The sequence below is a fragment of the Mycobacterium talmoniae genome, assembly GCF_001854525.1.
Classification (GTDB): Bacteria; Actinomycetota; Actinomycetes; order Mycobacteriales; family Mycobacteriaceae; genus Mycobacterium; species Mycobacterium talmoniae.
Genome location: NZ_MLQM01000056.1, coordinates 1 through 18,768, shown reverse-complemented (window position 1 = coordinate 18,768; position 18,768 = coordinate 1). Strand labels below are relative to the sequence as shown.

21 protein-coding genes and 4 tRNA genes are annotated in these 18,768 nt (G+C 68.2%); 15 read left to right on the top strand and 10 right to left on the bottom strand.

Translation table 11 applies throughout. The features are described 5' to 3' along the window. Nucleotides 1-4: 4 nt before the first annotated feature. Entirely contained in the window at nucleotides 5-1,042 is a 1,038-nt protein-coding gene (locus BKN37_RS12430) for a Rieske 2Fe-2S domain-containing protein (protein ID WP_071026185.1), read from the bottom strand. A gap of 107 nt (nucleotides 1,043-1,149) precedes the next feature. On the opposite strand from BKN37_RS12430, the gene BKN37_RS12425 reads away from it, so the two are divergent. Both BKN37_RS12425 and BKN37_RS12420 read left to right on the top strand, forming a co-directional pair. Continuing rightward, on the top strand, nucleotides 1,150-1,767 hold the full coding sequence (locus BKN37_RS12425; RefSeq protein WP_071026182.1) for a TetR/AcrR family transcriptional regulator: 618 nt from the start codon (nucleotides 1,150-1,152) through the stop codon (nucleotides 1,765-1,767). A gap of 53 nt (nucleotides 1,768-1,820) precedes the next feature. Then, complete coding sequence (locus BKN37_RS12420; protein WP_071026179.1) at nucleotides 1,821-2,426, top strand: class I SAM-dependent methyltransferase; 606 nt, start codon at nucleotides 1,821-1,823, stop codon at nucleotides 2,424-2,426. A gap of 41 nt (nucleotides 2,427-2,467) precedes the next feature. On the opposite strand, the gene BKN37_RS29875 is transcribed toward BKN37_RS12420, so the two are convergent. Further along, nucleotides 2,468-2,905 (bottom strand): hypothetical protein, encoded by a 438-nt coding sequence (locus tag BKN37_RS29875; protein ID WP_071026177.1) that lies wholly within the window; start codon nucleotides 2,903-2,905, stop codon nucleotides 2,468-2,470. A gap of 282 nt (nucleotides 2,906-3,187) precedes the next feature. Here BKN37_RS29875 and BKN37_RS12410 point away from each other — a divergent pair, with 282 nt between their 5' ends. Both BKN37_RS12410 and BKN37_RS12405 read left to right on the top strand, forming a co-directional pair. Next, the gene (locus tag BKN37_RS12410; protein ID WP_071026204.1) at nucleotides 3,188-3,580 is read left to right on the top strand and encodes a DUF6319 family protein; all 393 of its coding nucleotides are present in this window, start codon (nucleotides 3,188-3,190) and stop codon (nucleotides 3,578-3,580) included. 405 nt (nucleotides 3,581-3,985) lie between these two features. Further along, on the top strand, nucleotides 3,986-4,627 hold the full coding sequence (locus tag BKN37_RS12405; RefSeq protein ID WP_071026175.1) for a nucleotidyltransferase domain-containing protein: 642 nt from the start codon (nucleotides 3,986-3,988) through the stop codon (nucleotides 4,625-4,627). Nucleotides 4,628-4,914: 287 nt separating this feature from the next. Here the strand turns inward: BKN37_RS12405 and BKN37_RS12400 are convergent, their stop codons facing one another. Continuing rightward, a complete protein-coding gene (locus BKN37_RS12400) occupies nucleotides 4,915-5,355 on the bottom strand; it encodes a hypothetical protein (RefSeq protein ID WP_105369226.1) in 441 nt (146 codons plus the stop codon). Between the two features lie 181 nt (nucleotides 5,356-5,536). Further along, a tRNA-Val gene (locus BKN37_RS12395) sits at nucleotides 5,537-5,608 on the bottom strand. Between the two features lie 156 nt (nucleotides 5,609-5,764). Between BKN37_RS12395 and BKN37_RS12390 the strand changes: the two genes are divergently transcribed. The 5 genes from BKN37_RS12390 to BKN37_RS12370 all read left to right on the top strand — a co-directional run bounded on the left by BKN37_RS12390 (nucleotide 5,765) and on the right by BKN37_RS12370 (nucleotide 7,263). Then, nucleotides 5,765-5,837, top strand: a tRNA-Gly gene (locus BKN37_RS12390). Between the two features lie 28 nt (nucleotides 5,838-5,865). Beyond that, nucleotides 5,866-5,939, top strand: a tRNA-Cys gene (locus tag BKN37_RS12385). Between the two features lie 11 nt (nucleotides 5,940-5,950). Beyond that, nucleotides 5,951-6,025 (top strand) — tRNA-Val (locus tag BKN37_RS12380). 131 nt (nucleotides 6,026-6,156) lie between these two features. Then, complete coding sequence (locus tag BKN37_RS12375; RefSeq protein WP_071026173.1) at nucleotides 6,157-6,393, top strand: hypothetical protein; 237 nt, start codon at nucleotides 6,157-6,159, stop codon at nucleotides 6,391-6,393. A 411-nt stretch (nucleotides 6,394-6,804) separates the two neighbouring features. Beyond that, nucleotides 6,805-7,263 (top strand): hypothetical protein, encoded by a 459-nt coding sequence (locus BKN37_RS12370; RefSeq protein ID WP_071026171.1) that lies wholly within the window; start codon nucleotides 6,805-6,807, stop codon nucleotides 7,261-7,263. A gap of 5 nt (nucleotides 7,264-7,268) precedes the next feature. Here BKN37_RS12370 and BKN37_RS12365 read toward each other — a convergent pair whose 3' ends face one another. Then, entirely contained in the window at nucleotides 7,269-8,738 is a 1,470-nt protein-coding gene (locus BKN37_RS12365; protein ID WP_071026168.1) for an alanine/glycine:cation symporter family protein, read from the bottom strand. A gap of 177 nt (nucleotides 8,739-8,915) precedes the next feature. On the opposite strand from BKN37_RS12365, the gene BKN37_RS12360 reads away from it, so the two are divergent. After that, nucleotides 8,916-9,644, top strand: a complete 729-nt coding sequence (locus BKN37_RS12360; protein ID WP_071026166.1) for a Clp protease N-terminal domain-containing protein — start codon at nucleotides 8,916-8,918, stop codon at nucleotides 9,642-9,644. 6 nt (nucleotides 9,645-9,650) lie between these two features. Here BKN37_RS12360 and BKN37_RS12355 read toward each other — a convergent pair whose 3' ends face one another. Continuing rightward, entirely contained in the window at nucleotides 9,651-10,820 is a 1,170-nt protein-coding gene (locus tag BKN37_RS12355) for a globin domain-containing protein (RefSeq protein ID WP_071026164.1), read from the bottom strand. 188 nt (nucleotides 10,821-11,008) lie between these two features. On the opposite strand from BKN37_RS12355, the gene BKN37_RS12350 reads away from it, so the two are divergent. Beyond that, complete coding sequence (locus BKN37_RS12350) at nucleotides 11,009-11,527, top strand: hypothetical protein (protein ID WP_071026161.1); 519 nt, start codon at nucleotides 11,009-11,011, stop codon at nucleotides 11,525-11,527. On the opposite strand, the gene zapE is transcribed toward BKN37_RS12350, so the two are convergent. Beyond that, entirely contained in the window at nucleotides 11,524-12,609 is a 1,086-nt protein-coding gene (zapE, locus tag BKN37_RS12345) for a cell division protein ZapE (protein WP_071026159.1), read from the bottom strand. The two genes, BKN37_RS12350 and zapE, sit on opposite strands and share 4 nt — an antisense overlap. On the opposite strand from zapE, the gene BKN37_RS12340 reads away from it, so the two are divergent. Genes BKN37_RS12340 through msrB form a run of 4 tightly spaced genes read left to right on the top strand, consistent with a single transcriptional unit; the run spans nucleotide 12,608 to nucleotide 16,710 of the window. Continuing rightward, nucleotides 12,608-13,393, top strand: a complete 786-nt coding sequence (locus BKN37_RS12340) for a pyrimidine reductase family protein (RefSeq protein ID WP_071026200.1) — start codon at nucleotides 12,608-12,610, stop codon at nucleotides 13,391-13,393. The genes zapE and BKN37_RS12340 overlap by 2 nt on opposite strands. A gap of 25 nt (nucleotides 13,394-13,418) precedes the next feature. Further along, a complete protein-coding gene (locus tag BKN37_RS12335; RefSeq protein ID WP_071026156.1) occupies nucleotides 13,419-14,981 on the top strand; it encodes an alpha/beta fold hydrolase in 1,563 nt (520 codons plus the stop codon). A 29-nt stretch (nucleotides 14,982-15,010) separates the two neighbouring features. Beyond that, on the top strand, nucleotides 15,011-16,297 hold the full coding sequence (aftC, locus tag BKN37_RS12330; protein ID WP_242657226.1) for an arabinofuranan 3-O-arabinosyltransferase: 1,287 nt from the start codon (nucleotides 15,011-15,013) through the stop codon (nucleotides 16,295-16,297). Further along, nucleotides 16,294-16,710, top strand: coding sequence for a peptide-methionine (R)-S-oxide reductase MsrB (gene msrB / locus BKN37_RS12325; RefSeq protein ID WP_071026152.1), 417 nt, complete (start codon nucleotides 16,294-16,296; stop codon nucleotides 16,708-16,710). The genes aftC and msrB overlap by 4 nt, the downstream gene beginning before the upstream one ends. Before the next feature lie 102 nt (nucleotides 16,711-16,812). Here the strand turns inward: msrB and BKN37_RS12320 are convergent, their stop codons facing one another. The 3 genes from BKN37_RS12320 to BKN37_RS12310 all read right to left on the bottom strand — a co-directional run. Then, the gene (locus BKN37_RS12320) at nucleotides 16,813-17,562 is read right to left on the bottom strand and encodes a class I SAM-dependent methyltransferase (protein WP_071026150.1); all 750 of its coding nucleotides are present in this window, start codon (nucleotides 17,560-17,562) and stop codon (nucleotides 16,813-16,815) included. Between the two features lie 44 nt (nucleotides 17,563-17,606). Beyond that, a complete protein-coding gene (hemQ, locus tag BKN37_RS12315) occupies nucleotides 17,607-18,302 on the bottom strand; it encodes a hydrogen peroxide-dependent heme synthase (RefSeq protein ID WP_071026148.1) in 696 nt (231 codons plus the stop codon). A gap of 4 nt (nucleotides 18,303-18,306) precedes the next feature. Then, on the bottom strand, nucleotides 18,307-18,768 hold a 462-nt coding region (locus BKN37_RS12310; RefSeq protein WP_207547237.1), incomplete at its 5' end, for an FAD-dependent oxidoreductase.

The window sequence follows — 18,768 nt, the reverse complement described above, 5'->3', positions numbered from 1 at the left end:
CGGTTCAGCCTTTCTGTCGTGTTGCGTAGACCTCGGCGGCCGCACCGCCGACACCGTCGGGATAGAACTGCTTGGCCCACTGCCGAATCGCGGTAAAGCCCTTGAGTTCACCGCTGGCCAGCGCCGGCGGGTCGGAGTACCGCTGATGCGACCAGATGTGGATGTCCTGACGGAACTGGCGGATGATCTCGGCGCCGAACTCCTGCGCCTTGATCCCCGCGCGCCGCGGGTCCTTGGCGGCGGACTCGCCCGCCGGGCGACCGATGTAGACCATGAACCGCACATCGCAGGTGGCGTCGTCGACCGGGGTGATGCAGGAGATGGTGCGGTTGTCGATCATGCCCCAACTTTTGGTCACCGCGATGCCCAAACCGCCGTTGATGGCCTCCACCCCGCTTTGCACCTCGTCGATCGTCTGCCGGTCATCGCCCTCGAAGGTGATGGTGAAGTCGACGTAGGACACCGGGGCGTCGAAGTCGTGGCGGGTGAAGACGGGGTTGATCGGGGTGCCGTGCACGTACTTGAAGTGCGCGAAGTCGACGCCGTTCTCCAGCACGTATTGCGGGTGCATCTCGTGGCCCTGCTCGAACAGCCGCTGTTGCGGGTAGTAGTCGGCGGCGCTGCTGCCATCGCCGAACGCGGCGAACACGTCGGGCGCCTCGAAGAACGGGGCACGGCCGTGCACGTCGTACCAGAGATAGACCGAGTCGTTGCGTTCGACCACCGGGTAGGTGGTGATGCGCCGGCCGCGGTTGGGCCGCTGCTCGTAGGGGATACACACGTTGCGGCCCTCGGCGTTCCACTGCCAGCCGTGAAACGGGCACTGGATCACCTCGCCCTCGACGTGGCCGCCGTAGCCCAGGTGGGCCCCCAGGTGCTCGCAGTAGGCGTTCATCACGGTGAGCCGACCGGACTGACCGCGCCAGGCGATCAGCTCCTGGTCGAAGTACTTCATCCGGTGCACATCGCCGACGCCGATCTCATCGGACCAGGCCACCTGAAACCAGCCGGTCGGCTTCATCGACAACGGCGGTCTAGCCATGTTCGCAACCCCTTCCCGGTTCGCATCGGCGGGATGATCCCAGAGGAGCCTATGAAACAGTCATAGAAAGGTCAATGAAAATCGATCGCGGTCGTTAGGATGCGGGCATGGCAGAGCCCGACAGCGCGCGCCGCACCGCCAACCGGCGCGGCATCGCCACCCGCGAGGCGATGCTCAAGGCCGCGGTCGAGGCGTTGGCCACCGGCGATCCCGGCGCCGTGTCGGCCAACCGGATCGCCAAACGGATCGGGGTGACCTGGGGCACCGTGCAGTACCAGTTCGGCGACGCCGACGGGTTCTGGGCCGCGGTGCTGCACCACACCGCGGCGCGGCGGGGCGATCTGTTCGCCGACACCGATACCGGCGCGTCGCTGCGCACCCGGGTGGCCGCGATCATCGACACCCTCTACGACGGGCTGGCCGCCCCGGATTCCCGCGCGATCGAGAACCTGCGGGCGGCGCTGCCACGCAATCCCGACGACCTCGACCGGCTCTACCCCGCCACCGCGGCCGAACTGCGGTCCTGGGGGCGAAGCTGGCAGGCCACCTGCCAGCAGGCGTTCGCCGACCTGCAGGTCGACCCGCAACGCATCCACCAGGTGGCGTCGTTCATCCCCGGCGCGATGCGAGGGCTGGTGTCCGAGAAGCAACTTGGCAGCTATGCCGACCTCGACGAGGCGCGGGAGGGGTTGACCAACGCCATCGTCGCCTACCTCAGCGGCTGATCCGGCGCGGTGGATCACGGCGCGGGCCAGTCCCGTTTTGCGACAATGCAGCCATGACCGAACAGAGCCTGTGGATGCAGAAGGTCGCCGCCGATCCCGAACATTCGCAGTGGTACATCGAGCGGTTCCGGGCCATGGCGCGCGCCGGGGAGGATTTGGCCGGCGAGGCCCGCCTGGTGGACGCGATGGCACCGCGCGGGGCACGCATCCTGGACGCCGGTTGCGGTCCGGGCCGGTTGGGCGGATATCTGGCCGAGGCCGGGCATCAGGTGGTCGGTGTCGACGTCGACCCGGCGCTGATCGAGGCCGCCGAGCACGACCACCCCGGGCCGCGGTGGCTGGTCGGCGACCTCGCCGAACTCGACCTGCCCGCGCGCGGCATCGCCGAGCCCTTCGACATCGCGATGTCGGCCGGCAACGTGATGACCTTTCTGGCGCCGAGTACCCGCGTGCAGGTGCTGAGCCGGGTGCGCGCCCACCTCAAAAGCGACGGCCGTGCGGTGATCGGGTTCGGCGCCGGACGCGACTACGAGTTCGGCGAGTTCCTCAACGACGCCGTCGACGCCGGGTTCGCGCCCGATCTGCTGCTGTCCAGCTGGGACCTGCGGCCGTTCACCGATGATTCCGACTTCCTGGTCGCGGTGCTTCGGCCCGCGTAAAACGTTGCGCTACATCGCGACCGGGCCTTAGGCCCGCACCGCTACCCGTAGTAGGCGAAGCTGCAGGTGGGGTGCACCTCATTCATGTACGCCGCCACATTGCCGCCCATCGTGATCGTGCAGCCGAGCACTTCGGCGCCGCCGTCGGCGGTGACCCAGGTTTCCACCTTGTCGTACACCGGGTACTGCTTTTCCCACGGCAGGGTCACGTTGGTCTCGGTCTGCTCCGCAGCGCCGTTGATGCTGCAGGTGATGGTGACCGGGGCGCTGCCGCCGGTGACCTTCATCGTCGCGGTGCCCACCGGCGGGCCGGTAGGTGTGGGCGCCGCGGTAGTGGTCGCGGTCGCCTGGGTTTGCGTCGCGGACGTGGCGGTCGCGGAGCTGGCGGACTTGCCGTCGGTGTGCGAGCACCCGACCGCCGCGGAGGCGACCAGGATCAGTCCGGCGAGCGCGGCGATACCGCTGCGGAGTTTCGTCATCGTCGCAGCGTACGTCGGGGGCTATGGCAGTAAGGTCGATTTCCCCGTCGATGTATCAGACCCGGGAGCACCGGGCGAAATCTCTTCACGGGTAACGGCTCTGGCGACAAGTGGTTGCGCGCCCTTGCGCGCCCCGCCGCCTACAGTGTAGAACATGTGTTCGACTGACTTTCCTTGCCGACCCGCGCACTGCGGGCGAACTTCAGAAAGGAGCTCACCGTGACGATCACTGTAGATACCCCGAAAGCAGAAGCCTTGCACGCCGCCCCGGACACTTCCGACATGCAGGCTAGTCCTGTCGACGACGCCTCGCTCGGGAGTAGGCCGGCGCCGGACACGCCGAACGCTGAAGCCTCCTCCGCGGAACAGCCGAGGAAGACAACATCGAAGAGGGCGACGAGCAAGAGGACCAAGACTCTCGAACTGACGCTCACCGTCACCGGTACCGCCGACGGCGAATGGCGCGCCGAACTCAAGCAGGGCAGCAGCTACCTCGCCCGCAACCTCGCGGTCGCGGCCGCCGCCGTCTCCCGTGCCGCCAAGGAACTGCACGAGGACCTCTCCACGCCGATCGACCAGGTAATCGAGGAGGCGCGCGCGCAACAGGCCGCGAAGGTCGCCGCCCTCGAAGCCGAACTCCAAGCCGCGCGCAAGGTTCTCGCCGACCTCGACTGAGGTCCGCAAACGCTGGGCTTGACCCCGTTCAGTTGGCCACGGGGTCAAGCCCGTCGTGATTCTTCACAGGTTTTCGTCGGCGGCGCCTTTCCGAACCGCGTCAGAGCTGGGAGTGGCCGCCGTCCACCGAACCCGCTGGTTGTCTGCTTCGTCCAGGCCGCCCGCGCCCAGCCCGCCGGTACAAATTGACTTCACTTACGGAGCTAAGTGAAGTCAACGACGTCGGTTGACCTCACTTCGTGCACGCACGATCCGCACGAACGGGGCACCCGCATCGGCCGACGCCGCAAGCCCTCTCGCCTCAATCACCGGCACCGCCGCGTCGGAAACGCCCAGCGACAGAAGCTATGAATTTTAGCGAAATCATATGAACTTTTCACACGCCATGTGACCTATAATCAAGTCATGTTCTTTGGCGAGCCGTTCGGCGGCCTCATCCCCGGCGCCCAGGGCGCGGTGCTGCGGATTCTGCTGCGAACGGGTGCGCCGCTCACTGGGCGGCAGGTCCAGAAGCTCACCGACGGTGACCACAGCTTGACCGCGGTACAGGCCGCGCTCAAGACACTCATCGCGATGGGACTAGTCGAGACGATGCCAGCAGGACGAGCGACACTGCACACCCTCAACGCCGACCACATCGCTGTCCCGGCGCTGCGTGAGTTGATGGACCCGCGCGAGCTCCTCCGGCAGGTGGTTCACGGCGCGGTGAGCGCCGACCCCGATGTCGTCACAGTGGTGCTGTTCGGTTCCGCGGCGCGCGGGCAGGCCCTCCGCGGCAGCGATGTGGACATCGCCGTTCTCGTAGCCGATGGCGTGACGTGGGACGGCAAAGCAGACCTTCAGGCCGCTGTGGAGCACAGGTTCGGCGCAACGTGCGACACGCTGGTTTTCGGCGTCGCCGAGTTCGACGAACTAGCCGAGTCCGGCTCGGAGCCAGTGGTATTGGACATCGTCCGGGATCGATTCGTCCTCTACGGTGCGCCGATCTCGCGCCACACAGTGCGCCGGGCCAGGGGCTTGGAGGACGATCCTTCAAGGGCACCCTGACAAGTCACGAGCCACCCGCGCGCTCGGCGACCTGATCGCGGAGAAGAACGACGTGGAGTACACGCACAAACGTATCGATGAATCCCGGGTGAAGGTGCTTGTCCGCCGCGCGGAGACACTGGTCGAAGTAGCGCGGGGCTTGGCCTAGCGCGGCGGGACGATGGCGGCGCGGATAGCGGGACGTGACACTGGTGGCAGCGACGCCCTGCAGTCCCCCGGTCGCCCACCAGCCACCTGGCGAGTGCCGGTCCCCCTGTGACCGGCATGTCGGAGAGGTGCCGCGGCGCTCAAAGCGCCTGGTGACCGGGCGGGGTGGCGTCCTCGCCGAGGTTCACCCGTCGCACGCGGGGCCGAAGGCCGGGGTGGTTGCAGAAGCCGTCGATGAGCGTGGCCGACCCGCCCAGGCAGGTCCAGTCGTCGTCCCACAGGGTCGACAACAGCCAGGACCGGTCCTCGGGAAACATCAGGTCCGGTAGCCGGCTTTCCCAGGGGTATTGGGCGTTGGTGCTTCGCCAGCTGGCGGCCTGTTCGGGTCCGGCCTGCACCAGCACGTACGACCAGTTCGCGTACAAGGTGACCAGGGGCGCGTAGGGAAACACGATGTCGGAAACGCCGGTTTCGAGGTATCCGAGCCACCACGGCTGATCCGGTGACTGTCGACTCAGCAGCTCGATCACGGCCCGGTCGTGGCGTGGCCCGTCGTTGTCGCCGGCATCGGGCAATACCACGGTGGCGTAGGCGTCGAAGACAGGTGGGATCGCCGAGGTGATCGCCAGGCCGATCGTCGTGCACTGCCTGATCCACGCGACATCGGAGTCGGTACCGCTACGCCACGTGGTCCCATCGCGGTTCAGCCCGGCCAGTTTTGCCTCTCGATAACAAAGACGCGCGTCGACCAGTTGTTTTCTGTGGTCCCGACTGGGATCGAACCAGTGACCTTCCGCGTGTGAGGCGGACGCTCTCCCGCTGAGCTACGAGACCGGGAACGAGGTGGAAGACTAGCACGGCCAGTCGATTCGACGAGAATCAGCAGGCCGTCTCAAGCGGCGCGCCGGTGCGATCGGAGGAATTTGTGCCCGCCCACGTGGTTGGACTAATGTCGTGCTTCGCGACGGGCGACGATCTCGCTCGTGGCACGCGGATGTAGCGCAGTTGGTAGCGCATCACCTTGCCAAGGTGAGGGTCGCGGGTTCGAATCCCGTCATCCGCTCGGAGGATGCAGTGGCATCAACCCCAGCGGTGGAGTGGCCGAGTGGTGAGGCAACGGCCTGCAAAGCCGTGCACACGGGTTCGATTCCCGTCTCCACCTCCATGTTGTCCCCCGCGCGGTTAGCTCAGCGGGAGAGCGCTTCCCTGACACGGAAGAGGTCGCTGGTTCAATCCCAGTACCGCGCACCATTATTTGCGCAGATCAGAGGTGGTTTTCGCGCAGCACTGGCGTCAATTCGCCTTCCGTGAGCGCAATCGCCCGTCCTTCTCCAACGTGGTTGTCGGTGCCCCGGCGTAGCGTCCGCGCCGAAGGAGAAACCATGCAGATCCTATGCACCCTCGGGGCCGTGCTCGCCGCGGTCATCCTCGCGCCAGCCGGCTCGGCCCACGCCGACGACCCGCTGTGCGACTTCAGCCATACCTGCAGCTACGACCCGCCGTACAACGGCCCGCTGATGCCGACCTGGGACGTGCCGGGCACCTACGGTGGCTGGACCACCAACCCGGTGATCTGCGACCCGGTGAGCTATAGCTGCCGGCAGTACGTCACGCCCTGACGCCACGCCCATGCCGATCCGTCGGTGAGTCATACGCGCAACCGGCGTACCGGCACGGCGCCCTGGCGCGAGCCCAAAAAGTGGTACCAGATGCGCTATCCGTTTCTGGAAGGTGCACATCCCTCGGCTAGGGACTTCTGCGTCGGATGTGACTGACGGTTCCCGGCCGTGGCTCAGGGGCAAGCCAGAGGACATCTCACAATCCGAGATCCGAATTTGCTACGCCATGTAGGTACGTGAGAATTCCAGCGAATTTAACGAGGACGTAACTAACTTGTAACCCATTGTTGCGGAACTTTTTCCCTACTCGGGCGCCGCCATCGCAACATGGTAACGAGATGTCTTCACAATTCAAATCGGCGTTCGCCAAGCTCTTGTCAGCGGTCCCAGCAGCGCGTACGGTCGTCGCCCGTGACAAGCATCGAAGAGGCCACCTCGTGGCGCGATCTTGCCGACCAACTCACCCCCGATCAGGTCGCGGGTCTCCAGCAATGGGACTCCAACCCCCGCTCGATGCGGCACGACGCGGCCCTGCTCGGCTGTGCCCGCGACTTCGCTAAACGCAATTTGCTGCACACCGTGCACCACGATGTGCCGCCACCGCCCGACGCCAGCTCCGTGTCCGACTGGGAGAACCCCAGCGACGGCGACGAAGCGTGCCGGTTCTTCATCGGTACCGTGCGCGGCACCACCGTGCGGGTAGAAAGCTTCGGATTCCAGTCCCCCGGCGGCGATGTCAAACACCGCGGCATCTTCATCGCCGACCGGACCGCGGACGATCACGTCACCATTGAGATCGACGCCGACGTGGCCCGACGGCTCGCCGCCGACCTGCTCGCCGCGGCGGCCGAACTCGACCAGCTGGGCTGACGGGGTCAGATCGGGTGCAGCTCGCGCTCGGGCACCCTGGCGGGGATGCGACGCGGCGCCCACACGTCCCCGTCGAGCACCCCCGGCAGTCCGGCCTCGGCGGCCACGAACACCGGAACCGCGCCCAAAGCGGACTGGCGGTGAAAATCGGCCAACGCGGCCAACGCCCACCGGCCCAGCAGGCAGATCGCGACCAGGTTGACGATCGCCATCAGCGCCATGCCGATATCGGCCAGCTCCCACACCACCGCCAGCTTGGCCATCGCCCCAAACGCGATCGCGATCAGCGTCCACACCTTCAACGCGTTGATGGACCGGTCCCCCGCCCCCAGGAAGATCAGGTTGGCTTCCGCGCACACGTAGTTGCTGAGCACCGAGGAGAAGGCGAAGACGAACACCACGGTGGTCATCACTCCGGTGGTCCAGGGCCCCAGGCCGGCGGCGACCGCGGCCTGGGTCAGGCTGGCCCCGGCGACCGCACCGGCCTGCGCCGGATCGTAGACCTCGGGCCCGGCGACCAACACGATGAACGCCGTGGCGGTGCACACCAGCATGGTGTCGACGAACACGCCCAGCGACTGGATCAGGCCCTGCTCCACCGGGTGTGACACGGTGGCGGTGGCCGCGACATTGGGGGCGCTGCCCATGCCCGCCTCGTTGGCGAACAGGCCGCGTTTGACGCCGTTGAGCATCGCGGCCGCCAACCCGCCGCCCAAACCGCCTGCCACTTGCTGGATTCCGAACGCGCCGCCGACGATCTGGCCGATCACCCGCGGCAGGCTGGTGATGTCGACCACCACGATCGCGCAGGCCAGCAGCACGTATCCGACGGCCACGACGGGCAGGATGACGCCGGCCACCCGCGCCACCCGGCGCACCCCGCCGAACAGCACCGGCGCGGTCAGCACGACCAGACCCAGCGTCGTCCAGCCCGGCCCCACCGCGTGCGCCGACTGCAGCACGTCGCTGACCGCGTTGGCCTGCACCATGTTGAACGCGATCCCGGAGGTGACGACCAGCAGCACCGCAAACACCACGCCGCCGGCGCGCGACCCCAGCCCGCGCCGGATGTAGAACGCGGGACCGCCGCGGAACCCGCCGTCGACCGCGCGGACCTTGAAGATCTGGGCCAGCGTGGCCTCCACCAACGCGGTGGCCATGCCCAGCGCCGCGGTCACCCACATCCAAAACACCGCCCCGGCCCCGCCCAGGGTCAGCGCGACGGCCACCCCGGCAATATTGCCGGTGCCCACCCGGGAGGCCAGCCCGACACAGAACGCCTGAAACGACGAGATCTCGCCGTCGGCGCCGCCGGAGCGCCGCAGTTGGTGCAGCATCCGCCGGAAGTAGCGGACCTGGACGAAGCGGGTGCGCACCGTGAAGTAGATGCCCGCGCCGATCAGCAACACGACCAGCACGTAGCTGTAGAGGAACCTGCCCAGCGGGCCGAGGAACTGCTGCTGAAGAACGTCCATATTCGCTTTCTTCGACGGCTAGGGCCCGCGTTGCCGGCCGAGTCGCGCGGTGCGACGGCGCCATCCTCCACGCGCCACGCGCTGTTTTCGGCAACGAATCGATGACAGATCGAACAGACCAACCGCCGCGTCAACCCATGGTTGACGAAACCAAGGCGTCAACCTAAAGTTGACGACATGACCGAGACCCCCATCGCCTATCCCGTCCGCCTCGACGACCTGATCAACGCCATCAAGCAGGTGCACGCCGACGCCCTGGATCAACTCACCGACGCCGTGCTGGCCGCCGAGCATCTCGGCGAGGTCGCCGACCATCTGATCGGCCATTTCGTCGACCAGGCCCGCCGCTCCGGGGCCTCCTGGACCGACATCGGCAAATGCATGGGGGTCACCAAGCAGGCCGCCCAGAAGCGGTTCGTGCCCCGCCCGGAACCGACCAGCCTCGATCCCAGCCAGGGCTTTGGCCGGTTCACGCCGCGGGCCCGCAGCGCGGTGGTCGCGGCCCAAAACGCCGCCCACGACGCGGGCAACGCGGAGATCACCCCCGACCACCTAGTGCTGGGGGTCCTCAGCGACCCCGACGCACTAGCCACCGCATTGCTGACCGCACAGAACGTCGACCCCGACACCGTCCGCGCGGCGGTCACCCTGCCCCCGGCCGGCGACGACCCCGGCACGCTGATCCCGTTCAACGGCCCGGCACGCAAGGCCCTGGAGTTGACCTTCCGCGAGGCACTTCGGCTGGGCCACAACTACATCGGCACCGAGCACCTGCTGCTGGCGCTGCTCGAACTCGAGGACGGCGCCGGACCGCTACACCAAGCCGGGGTGGACAAGGACCGGGTGGAGGCGGATCTCGCCGGCATGCTGGAGGCGATCGTGGTTAAGAAGGCCACCGAGGAATAGGCCTTCTTAGGCCACCTGCAGCCACAGGTCCGGGCCGAACACCTCATAGTGGATGTCGCCGGCCGGAATTCCGCGGTCCACCAAGTGTTCTCGCACCGACCGCATGAATTCCAGCGGCCCGCACAGATAGACCTGCACCCCGTCGGGCAGGGGCATCTCGGCCAGGTCCACCGGCACCCCGATCTCGCCGTACCAGGTGCGCATGATCGCCGCCGGCAGCTGCGCCACCAGGTCGGCCAGCTCGCTGCGGTGCGGGTGCGCGGCCCGGGACCGGTCGGCGTGCACCACGCACACCGACCGGTGATCGCCGGTGTCCACCAGGTGGCGCAGCATCCCGATCATCGGGGTGCAGCCGATGCCGGCCGACACCAGCAGCACCGGAACCTGTTCGGGCGCCAGGGTCAGGTCCCCGAACGGTCGCGACAACATCAGGGCGTCACCCTCAAAGACGTTGTCGTGGATGAAGTTCGACACCTGACCGACCGGCGAGCCGGCCACCGACGCGACCCGTTTGACGGTGATCCGCCACGTCGCCGTGTCCGAACCGGTGATGCTGTACTGCCGGATCTGGCGGGCCCCGTCGGGCAGCCGCACCGCGACCGAGGTGTACTGGCCGGGCCGAAACGCCGGCAGCGCGCCGTCGGCCCCGGTCAGGGTCAGCGCGATGCAGTCCGGGGACTCCTGGGTGCGGGCCACCACCCGGGCCGGCAGCCACACCTGGCCGGGCGCCACCCCGGCCTGGGCGTACAGGTCGGCTTCACGGCCCATCAGCGCGTTGGCCATCAGCCAATACACCTCATCCCAGGCGGCGGCGACGTCATCGGTGACCGCGTCGCCGAGCACCGCCACGATCGCGGCGAACAGGTAGTCGTGCACCAGCTGGTATTGATCGGAGGTCACCCCCAGCGACGCGTGCTTGTTGGCGATCCGGGACAGCACCTTGTCCGGCGGCGGGGCGTCGTCGGCGACCAACAGCGTCGCGAACGAGGCGATCGCCCCGGCCAGCGCCCGCTGCTGATCCCCCTGCGCCTGGTTGCCCCGGTTGAACAGGTCGCGCTCCAACTCCGGGTGGTCGACGAACAGGGTGGCGTAGAAGCGGGTGGTGATGTCCTCGATCGCCGCCCCGACCACGGGCAGCGTTTCCTTGACGATCGCGGCAGATTTCGGGCTGAGCATCGGCGGGCCTTTCTGTGAACGCGTGCGTCTACAAGGCCACGATGCCCGCGTCGCGCTACGCGACGATCACCACGGTGTTAACCGCGCGGAACCATCTGCTCACCGGACGGTTGCGGTCCGCCCCGCCGACGTGATGTGCCATCATGCGACAGGCAGATGTGGCGAAACAGACACCGAAGAGGGCGAAAATGCACCGCTGGTTCGTGGCCCTGGTCACCCTGACGATCGCGGCGACGCTGGCCGCTCCGGCGCCGCGCGCGACCGCCCAGGACGCGCCCATCGGCCGGCTCGGGGACACCCTGCGGGTCGAGTACAACGACCCGGCGTTCGGGGCGGTCGTCGCCGACGTGGCCGTCCACGATGTGCTGCCCACCGACGAACCGCCCGGCTGGGGGTGGAACGGCTCCCCGCGCTGGCGGGCTCAGGGGTCGCCGTGGCGCACCGGGGTCACCGTGCACACCATCGCGGCGCCCACCCCCTACACCCTGTCGCTGGCGTTCACCTTCGACGGCGTCACCCCCGACGCGGACGCCTACGTGTCCAAGCACACCGACGCCCCCGACCAGCTGGAGAACCTGCTGACCAACGCGCCGGCCGGCGCCACCGTCAACGGCGGGGTGTACTGGGACGTGTACCGCGGGCTGGTCCGAAACGTGGTGTTGCTCGACAAGACCACCGGCGCGCACCTGGCGCAGTGGAACCTTTAACCGGCCGCCCCGCCGGCGGCGGTCAACGCCAGTAGCCGGGAGGTGGCCCGCAGATACTTTTTGCGGAAGCCGCCGGCCAGCATCTCGGCGCTGAAGATGCCGTCCAGTTTGGCCCCCGACGCCACCACCGGGATGCCGGCGTCATAGAGCCGGTCGGTCAACGCCACCAACCGCAGCGCCACATTCTGGTCGTCGATGGCGTGCACGCCGGTGAGGAACACCGCCCGCACCCCCTCGATCAGGGTGAGATACCGGGACGGGTGCATGGTGGCCAGGTGCGCGCAGAGCGCGTCGAAGTCATCGAGGGTGACGCCACCGTCGGTGGCCTCCGCCCGCGCCACCACCTGCTCGTCGGACAGCGGTTCCGGTGCCGGCGGCAGATCGCGGTGCCGGTAGTCGGGCCCCTCGATCCGGACCGTGGTGAAAATCTCTGCCAGCGTGTTGATTTCACGCAGGAAGTCTTGGGCGGCGAACCGGCCCTCGCCGAGCTGTTCGGGCAGCGTGTTGGAGGTGGCCGCGATCGACACCCCCCGCTCGACCAGTGCCGACAGCAGCCGGGAAATCAGCGTGGTGTTGCCGGGGTCGTCCAGCTCGAACTCGTCGATACACAGCAGGGTGTAGTCGGCCAACAGATCGATGCACTCGAGGAAGCCGAACACCCCGGCCAGCTGGGTGAGCTCCATGAACGTCGCGAACGCCTTGGGATGCGGCCCGTCGTCGGGCAGCTGGTAGTAGGCCGACGCCAACAGGTGGGTTTTGCCGACACCGAAGCCGCCGTCGAGGTACAGCCCGGTCCCGGGCAGCACCGTGCGCTTGCCGAACAGCTTCTTGCGCCCGGCGCGACGCTCCAGAGCCTCCTTGCAGAACGCGGTGCACGCCTGGACCGCCGCGGCCTGGCTGGGTTCGGCCGGGTCGGGCCGATACGTGTCGAAGCTGACCCCGGCGAAGGTGGGCGGCGGCGTCAACTGGGCGATCAGCCGCTCCGGCGAGACACTCGGATGCCGATCGACCAGATGACCGATGTGGTCGGTGGCTGGGTCGCGCATGCAGGCACTGTAGCCACGTGTTGCAATCATGGTCATGTCTGACCTTGGCCGGCACCCGGCCGCTGAGACGCAACTCACGCTGCTGGGCTCGGCGCGAGACATCGACGACACCGAACTGGCCACCCTGTACGCCTATCCGGCCGACCGGCAGCGCCCCTGGGTGCGGGCGAACTTCATCAGCAGCCTGGACGGCGGCGCGACCGCGGCGGGCCGCTCCGGCGGCCTGGCCGGCCCCGGGGACCGGGCGATCTTCAAGCTGCTGCGCACGCTCGCCGATGTCGTCGTGGTCGGCGCCGGCACGGTGCGCATCGAAAACTATGGGGGCGTGCAGCTCAGCGTCCCCGAGCGCCAGCAGCGCCAGACCCGCGGCCAAAGCGAAGTCCCGCGGCTGGCGATCGTCACCAAATCCGGTCGCCTGGACCGGGAGATGCCGGTGTTCACCCGCACCGAGGTCCCGCCGCTGGTGCTCACCTGTGCCGCGGCCGTCGGGGAGGCCCGCCGGCAGCTGGCCGGGGTCGCCGAGGTGGTGGACTGCTCGGGCGATGACCCCGAGCGGGTGGACGAGGTCGCGGTGTTGGCGGCGGTGACCGCCGGCGGCCAGCACCACGTGCTGACCGAGGGCGGCCCGACGCTGCTGGCGTCGTTGATCGACCGGGAGCTGCTCGACGAGCTGTGTCTGACCATCGCGCCGTGTGTCGTGGGCGGTCAGGCCCGCCGGATCGCGACGGGCCCCGGCCAGGTGCTGACCGGGATGCGCTGCGTGCACCTGCTCAGCGACGACGCCGGCTACCTCTACACACGCTATGTCAAGGGCGAGTGAGCCGGGAGTCGCTAGTGTGGTCCGCATGACTCGGCAGACCACGTTCGCCACGATCCTGGTCGCGGTGAGCGCAGTGCTCGCCGGCTGCGCGCCGCTGGGCCTGTCCGCCGATCCGCGGTTCGCCACCGACTCCGGCGCCGGCCCGCAGGGCCAACCCGCCGCCACCACCACGCCCACCGGGCCGCCGCCGATCGCCGCACCCAAAAACGACCTGTCCTGGAAGGACTGCACCGGCCGGGTCTTCAACAGCGCCGCGGTCCCGGCCGCCCCCGGTGTCCGGTTGGACTGCGCCAGCTTTGACGCCGACCTCGATCCGCTCAACGGGGCGGCCGGCAAGGTCGGCATCGGGGTGGTGCGCGCCCGGTCGGCCCACACCCCCGAGGATGCCGGCCCGCTGATCTTCAGCACCGGCTCGGACCTGCCGTCGTCGCTGCAGCTGCCGGTGTGGCTGTCCCGCGCCGGCGCCGACGTGCTCAACACCCACCCGATCGTGGCCGTCGACCGACGCGGCATGGGCATGTCGAGCGCGGTGGACTGCCGCGACACCCTTGAGCGCCAAGACATGTGGGATCAGGCGCAGTTCGACGTCGGCGACGACCCGGTGGCCAACCTGGGCACCGTCACGGTCAGCGCCACCACCAACTGCACCGACATCATCTCCCCCGGCGACTCCGCCTACGACAACGCGCACGCCGCCGAGGACATCGAGGCGCTGCGCAGCATCTGGGACGTCCCCGAAATCGCGCTGATGGGCGTCGGGAACGGCGCGCAGGTGGCGCTGGCCTACGCCGGCTCGCACCCGACCAAGCTGGCGCGGCTGGTGCTGGACTCCCCGGTCCCGCTGGATGTGGCCGCCGAGGCCGCCGCCGAGCAGCGGGTCAAAGGTCAGCAGTCCGCGCTCGACGCGTTCGCCGCCCAATGCGTGGCGGTGAACTGCGCGCTGGGCCCCGATCCCAAGGGCGCGGTCGACGCGCTGCTGTCGTCGGCCCGCTCCGGCAACGGACCCGGGGGTGTGTCGGTGGCCGCGCTGACCGACGCCATCGTCACCGCGTTGGGGTTCCCCAGCGGCGACGGGGTCGGCACCACCCAGGCCTTGGCCAATGCGCTGGCATCGGCGCGATCCGGTGACACCAACCTGCTGACCAGCCTGATCAACCAGGCCCAAGCCAGCCGCAACACCGACGGCCAGTTCATCAACACCTGCAGCGACGCGCTGAACCGGCCCACCCCCGACCGGGTCCGGGAACTGGTGGTCGCCTGGGGCAAGCTGTACCCGCAGTTCGGCACCGTCGGCGCGCTGAACCTGGTGAAATGCCTGAACTGGCCCAGCAGCTCGGCGCCGCAACCCCCGAAGAACCTCAAGATCAGCGCGTTGCTGCTCGGGGTGCAACACGACCCGATCATCGGTGAGGAGGGCGTCGCGGCCACCGCCGCCACCATCATCAACGCCGGCTCGGCCAGCAAGCGGGTGATGTGGCAGGGCATCGGCCACGGCGCCAGCATCTATTCGTCCTGCGCGGTGCCGCCGGTGATCGGCTACCTGGACAGCGGCAAACTGCCCGACACCGACACGTACTGCCCCGCCTGAGGTTCACGCCACGCCCGGTATAGGGTGCGCTGGTGACGGCTGCTGATTCGATCCGTACCGGCCTGCTCGCCGCGTTCCGTCCCCGCACCAGCGCACCCAGCACCGCGACGGTGCTGCGGTCGATCCTGTGGCCGGTGGCGATCCTCTCGATCATCCACCGCAGCGTGGTGTTGACCACCAACGGCAACATCACCGACGACTTCAAACCGGTCTACCGGGCGGTGTCGAACTTCCGGCACGGGTTGGACATCTACAACGAGCACTTCAACTACGTTGACCCGCACTACCTGTACCCGCCCGGCGGCACGCTGCTGATGGCGCCGTTCGGCTATCTGCCGTTCGCGGAGTCGCGCTACCTGTTCATCCTGGTCAACACGATCGCCATCATCCTCGCCGCCTACCTGCTGCTGCGGCTGTTCGACTACACGCTGACCTCGGTGGCCGCGCCGGCGCTGCTGCTGGCCATGTTCTGCACCGAAAGTGTCACCAACACACTGGTGTTCACCAACGTCAACGGCGTCATCCTGCTGCTGGAGGTGCTGTTCTTCCGGTGGCTGCTGGACGGCAAGGTAAGCCACCAGTGGTGGGCGGGGGTCGCGATCGGGCTGAGTTTGGTGGTCAAACCGGTGCTGGCACCGCTGCTGTTGTTGCCGCTGCTGAACCGGCAGTGGCGGGCGTTGGTCCCCGCGATCGGGGTGCCGCTGGTGTTCAACGCGGCGGCTTGGCCACTGGTGCCCGACCCGATGGACTGGATCACCGGCACCTTGCCCTACATGCTGGGCACCCGCGACTACTTCAACAGCTCAATCCTGGGCAACGGCGTGTTCTTCGGGCTGCCGACCTGGCTGATCCTGTTCCTGCGCATCGGGTTCACGCTATTGGCCGCGGCCAGCCTGTGGCTGCTGTACCGCTACTACCGGGTGCGCGATCCGCGGTTTTGGATGCTGACCAGCTCCGGGGTGCTGCTGGTGACGTCGTTCCTGGTGATGTCGCTGGGCCAGGGCTACTACTCGATGGTGCTGATCCCGTTCCTGATGACGGCGGTGCTGCCCAATTCGGTGATCCGCAACTGGGTGGCCTGGCTGGGGGTGTACGGGTTTATGGCCCTGGACCGCTGGCTGCTGTTCAACTGGATGTTCATCGGGCGCCCGCTGGAATACCTGCGGATCACCTACGGCTGGTCGCTGATTTCGATCGTGGTGTTCGTGGTGCTGTACTTCCGCTACCTGGACGCCAAGGCCGAGGGCCGGCTCGAGGACGGCATCGATCCGGTGTGGCTGACGCGGGCGCCGGAGCCGGTTAGCGTGGAGACATGACCACTCCCGAGCCGAAGGTGGCCCTCACCGACGACGAATGGCGGCAGAAGCTGAGCCCCGCGGAGTTCGACGTGCTGCGCCGCGGCGGCACCGAGCGCCCGTTCACCGGCGAGTACACCGACACCAAGACCGAGGGCGTGTATGAGTGCCGGGCCTGCGGCGCGGAGCTGTTCCGCAGCACCGAGAAGTTCGAATCGCACTGCGGCTGGCCGTCGTTCTTCGACCCGACGCACTCCGAGGCGGTGCTGCTGCGCCCCGACGATTCGCTGGGCATGACCCGCACCGAGGTGCTGTGCGCCAACTGCCACAGCCACCTCGGGCACGTCTTCGCCGGCGAGGGCTACCCGACCCCCACCGACCAGCGGTACTGCATCAACTCGATCTGCCTACGGCTGGTGCCGTCCGAGTCCTGAGCGCTCCTAGGCCCTCCTCGGTGTCGAGTGTGGGGTTGATCCGCGTCGCGTCGCGAAACCCGTGGATCAACCCCACACTCGACAGGGGAAAAGATCAAAGGATCAGTCCACCCGGGTGGCGTGGACTTCCCAGAACGGCGCATAAGCCCGGCCGTCGGTCAGCCACGGCTCGATGACCCGGAACCGCTCCAGCACCTCGGCGACCTGGTCGGCCGCATCGGGGTTGCGGGCGGCCATCATCTCCAGGGTTTGCACGCTCATGTTGATCTGGTAGGTGGTCGGCCCCACATAGGTGATGTCCCAACCCCCGCCGGGAAGCACGTCCCGAAAGTCGTCCTCGGACAACGACCGCGGCATCCGGAAGCCGTTGACGTTGTGCGCCCCGAACTCGAACATGTACAGCCGCGCACCGGGCTTGGTGGCGCGGTGCAACGCGCGCGCGTAGGAGTGCTGCAAGTCCCGGTCGGTGCTGAACGTGTGGTAGAAGGCGCAGTCGACGACGGTGTCGAAGCGGTTCTCCAGTCCCTCCAGCTTGGTCGCGTCGGCCAACTCGAAATTCACCGACACCCCCGCCTTCGCCGCGTTCTGCCGAGCCCGCTCCAGCCCGGCCGGCGAGGCGTCGATGCCGGTGGCCGCGTAGCCCTTTGACGCGTAGTAGATCGCGTGGTGGCCGGGACCGGTGCCCGGATCCAGCACCTCGCCCCGGATGGCGCCCAGCGCCACCAGCTGCTGGACGACCGGTTGGGGCCCGCCGATGTCCCACGGGGTGGCGGCGGGCAGGCCATGCGAGGTCCGCTCGTCGCGGTACATCTCTTCGAAGCGGGTGGGATCGGTGGGAGCGGGTTGCGTCATCCCTAAACGATATATCGCTACCTATCGCGATGCAACGACAACGGTTAGGGCAGCGCGTGCACCAGGCGCTCGACCTCGACCCGTGGCCCGGTGAAGAACGGGGTCTCCTCCCGGGTGTGCCGACGCGCGTCGGTGGCCCGCAGGTCCCGCATCAAATCCACGATGCGGTCCAGTTCGGGGGCCTCGAACGCCAGGATCCACTCGTAGTCCCCCAGCGCGAACGCGGGCACGGTGTTGGCGCGGACGTCCTTGTAGCCGCGGGCGGCCATGCCGTGCTCGGCCAGCATCCGGCGCCGCTCCTCGTCGGGCAGCAGATACCACTCGTAGGACCGCACAAACGGATACACGCACACGTAGGCGCCGGGCTCCTCGCCGGCGATAAACGCCGGGACGTGGCTCTTGTTGAACTCCGCGGGCCGGTGCAGCGCCACACTGCTCCACACCGGCGTGCTGGCCCGGCCCAGCGTGGTGGTGCGCCGGAAGTCGGCGTAGGTGGCCTGCAGCGCCTCCACCTTCTCGGCGTGCGTCCAGATCATGAAGTCGGCGTCGGCGCGCAGCCCGGCGACGTCGTACAGGCCGCGCACCACCACGCCGCGTTCTTCCTGCTGTTTGAGGAAGGTGCTGGTCTCGTCGATGACGCCGTTGCGCTGGTCGCCGAGCGCGCCCGGGCGCACCTGAAACACCGAGAACATCAGGTAGCGGAGGGTGGAATTCAACGCGTCAAAGTCGAGGCGGGCCATCTCCCTATCGTGCCACGCCCGCACCCAGCAGCTCCGCGACCGCTCGCCCGGCGGCCGCCACGCAGGCCGGCACCCCGATCCCGTCGAGGTAGTTGCCGGCCACCGCCACCGTCGGCGGCAGGTGGGCCCGCAGCTCGGCGACCAGCCCGGCGTGGCCGGGGCGGTACTGCGGCATCGCGGCGACCCAGCGCCGCACGCACACGTCCAGCGGGTCGGCGTCGACCCCGAACACCGTCGCGAGATCGGCGATCGCCCAGTCCAACAGCTCCTCGTCGGTGGCCCGGCTGGCCAGGCTGTCACCGAACTTCCCGAACGACAGCCGCAGCAGCTCCACCTTGCCGCCATACCCAAAGGCCCCCCATTTGCGGGAGGTGAACGTGATCGCCTTGGCCCGCAACCGTTCTCCACTGGCCACCAGCACCCCGGACTGGTCGCCGAACCCGCTGCCGGCGGGCACCGCCAGCCC

Excerpts from the sequence above, each read along its gene's own strand:
- BKN37_RS12430 (WP_071026185.1), bottom strand. The coding sequence starts at position 1,042 with ATGGCTAGACCGCCGTTGTCGATGAAGCCGACCGGCTGGTTTCAGGTG.
- BKN37_RS12425 (WP_071026182.1), top strand. The coding sequence starts at position 1,150 with ATGGCAGAGCCCGACAGCGCGCGCCGCACCGCCAACCGGCGCGGCATC.
- BKN37_RS12420 (WP_071026179.1), top strand. The coding sequence starts at position 1,821 with ATGACCGAACAGAGCCTGTGGATGCAGAAGGTCGCCGCCGATCCCGAA.
- BKN37_RS29875 (WP_071026177.1), bottom strand. The coding sequence starts at position 2,905 with ATGACGAAACTCCGCAGCGGTATCGCCGCGCTCGCCGGACTGATCCTG.
- BKN37_RS12410 (WP_071026204.1), top strand. The coding sequence starts at position 3,188 with ATGCAGGCTAGTCCTGTCGACGACGCCTCGCTCGGGAGTAGGCCGGCG.
- BKN37_RS12405 (WP_071026175.1), top strand. The coding sequence starts at position 3,986 with ATGTTCTTTGGCGAGCCGTTCGGCGGCCTCATCCCCGGCGCCCAGGGC.
- BKN37_RS12375 (WP_071026173.1), top strand. The coding sequence starts at position 6,157 with ATGCAGATCCTATGCACCCTCGGGGCCGTGCTCGCCGCGGTCATCCTC.
- BKN37_RS12365 (WP_071026168.1), bottom strand. The coding sequence starts at position 8,738 with ATGGACGTTCTTCAGCAGCAGTTCCTCGGCCCGCTGGGCAGGTTCCTC.
- BKN37_RS12360 (WP_071026166.1), top strand. The coding sequence starts at position 8,916 with ATGACCGAGACCCCCATCGCCTATCCCGTCCGCCTCGACGACCTGATC.
- BKN37_RS12355 (WP_071026164.1), bottom strand. The coding sequence starts at position 10,820 with ATGCTCAGCCCGAAATCTGCCGCGATCGTCAAGGAAACGCTGCCCGTG.
- BKN37_RS12350 (WP_071026161.1), top strand. The coding sequence starts at position 11,009 with ATGCACCGCTGGTTCGTGGCCCTGGTCACCCTGACGATCGCGGCGACG.
- BKN37_RS12340 (WP_071026200.1), top strand. The coding sequence starts at position 12,608 with ATGTCTGACCTTGGCCGGCACCCGGCCGCTGAGACGCAACTCACGCTG.
- zapE (WP_071026159.1), bottom strand. The coding sequence starts at position 12,609 with ATGACCATGATTGCAACACGTGGCTACAGTGCCTGCATGCGCGACCCA.
- BKN37_RS12335 (WP_071026156.1), top strand. The coding sequence starts at position 13,419 with ATGACTCGGCAGACCACGTTCGCCACGATCCTGGTCGCGGTGAGCGCA.
- msrB (WP_071026152.1), top strand. The coding sequence starts at position 16,294 with ATGACCACTCCCGAGCCGAAGGTGGCCCTCACCGACGACGAATGGCGG.
- BKN37_RS12320 (WP_071026150.1), bottom strand. The coding sequence starts at position 17,562 with ATGACGCAACCCGCTCCCACCGATCCCACCCGCTTCGAAGAGATGTAC.
- hemQ (WP_071026148.1), bottom strand. The coding sequence starts at position 18,302 with ATGGCCCGCCTCGACTTTGACGCGTTGAATTCCACCCTCCGCTACCTG.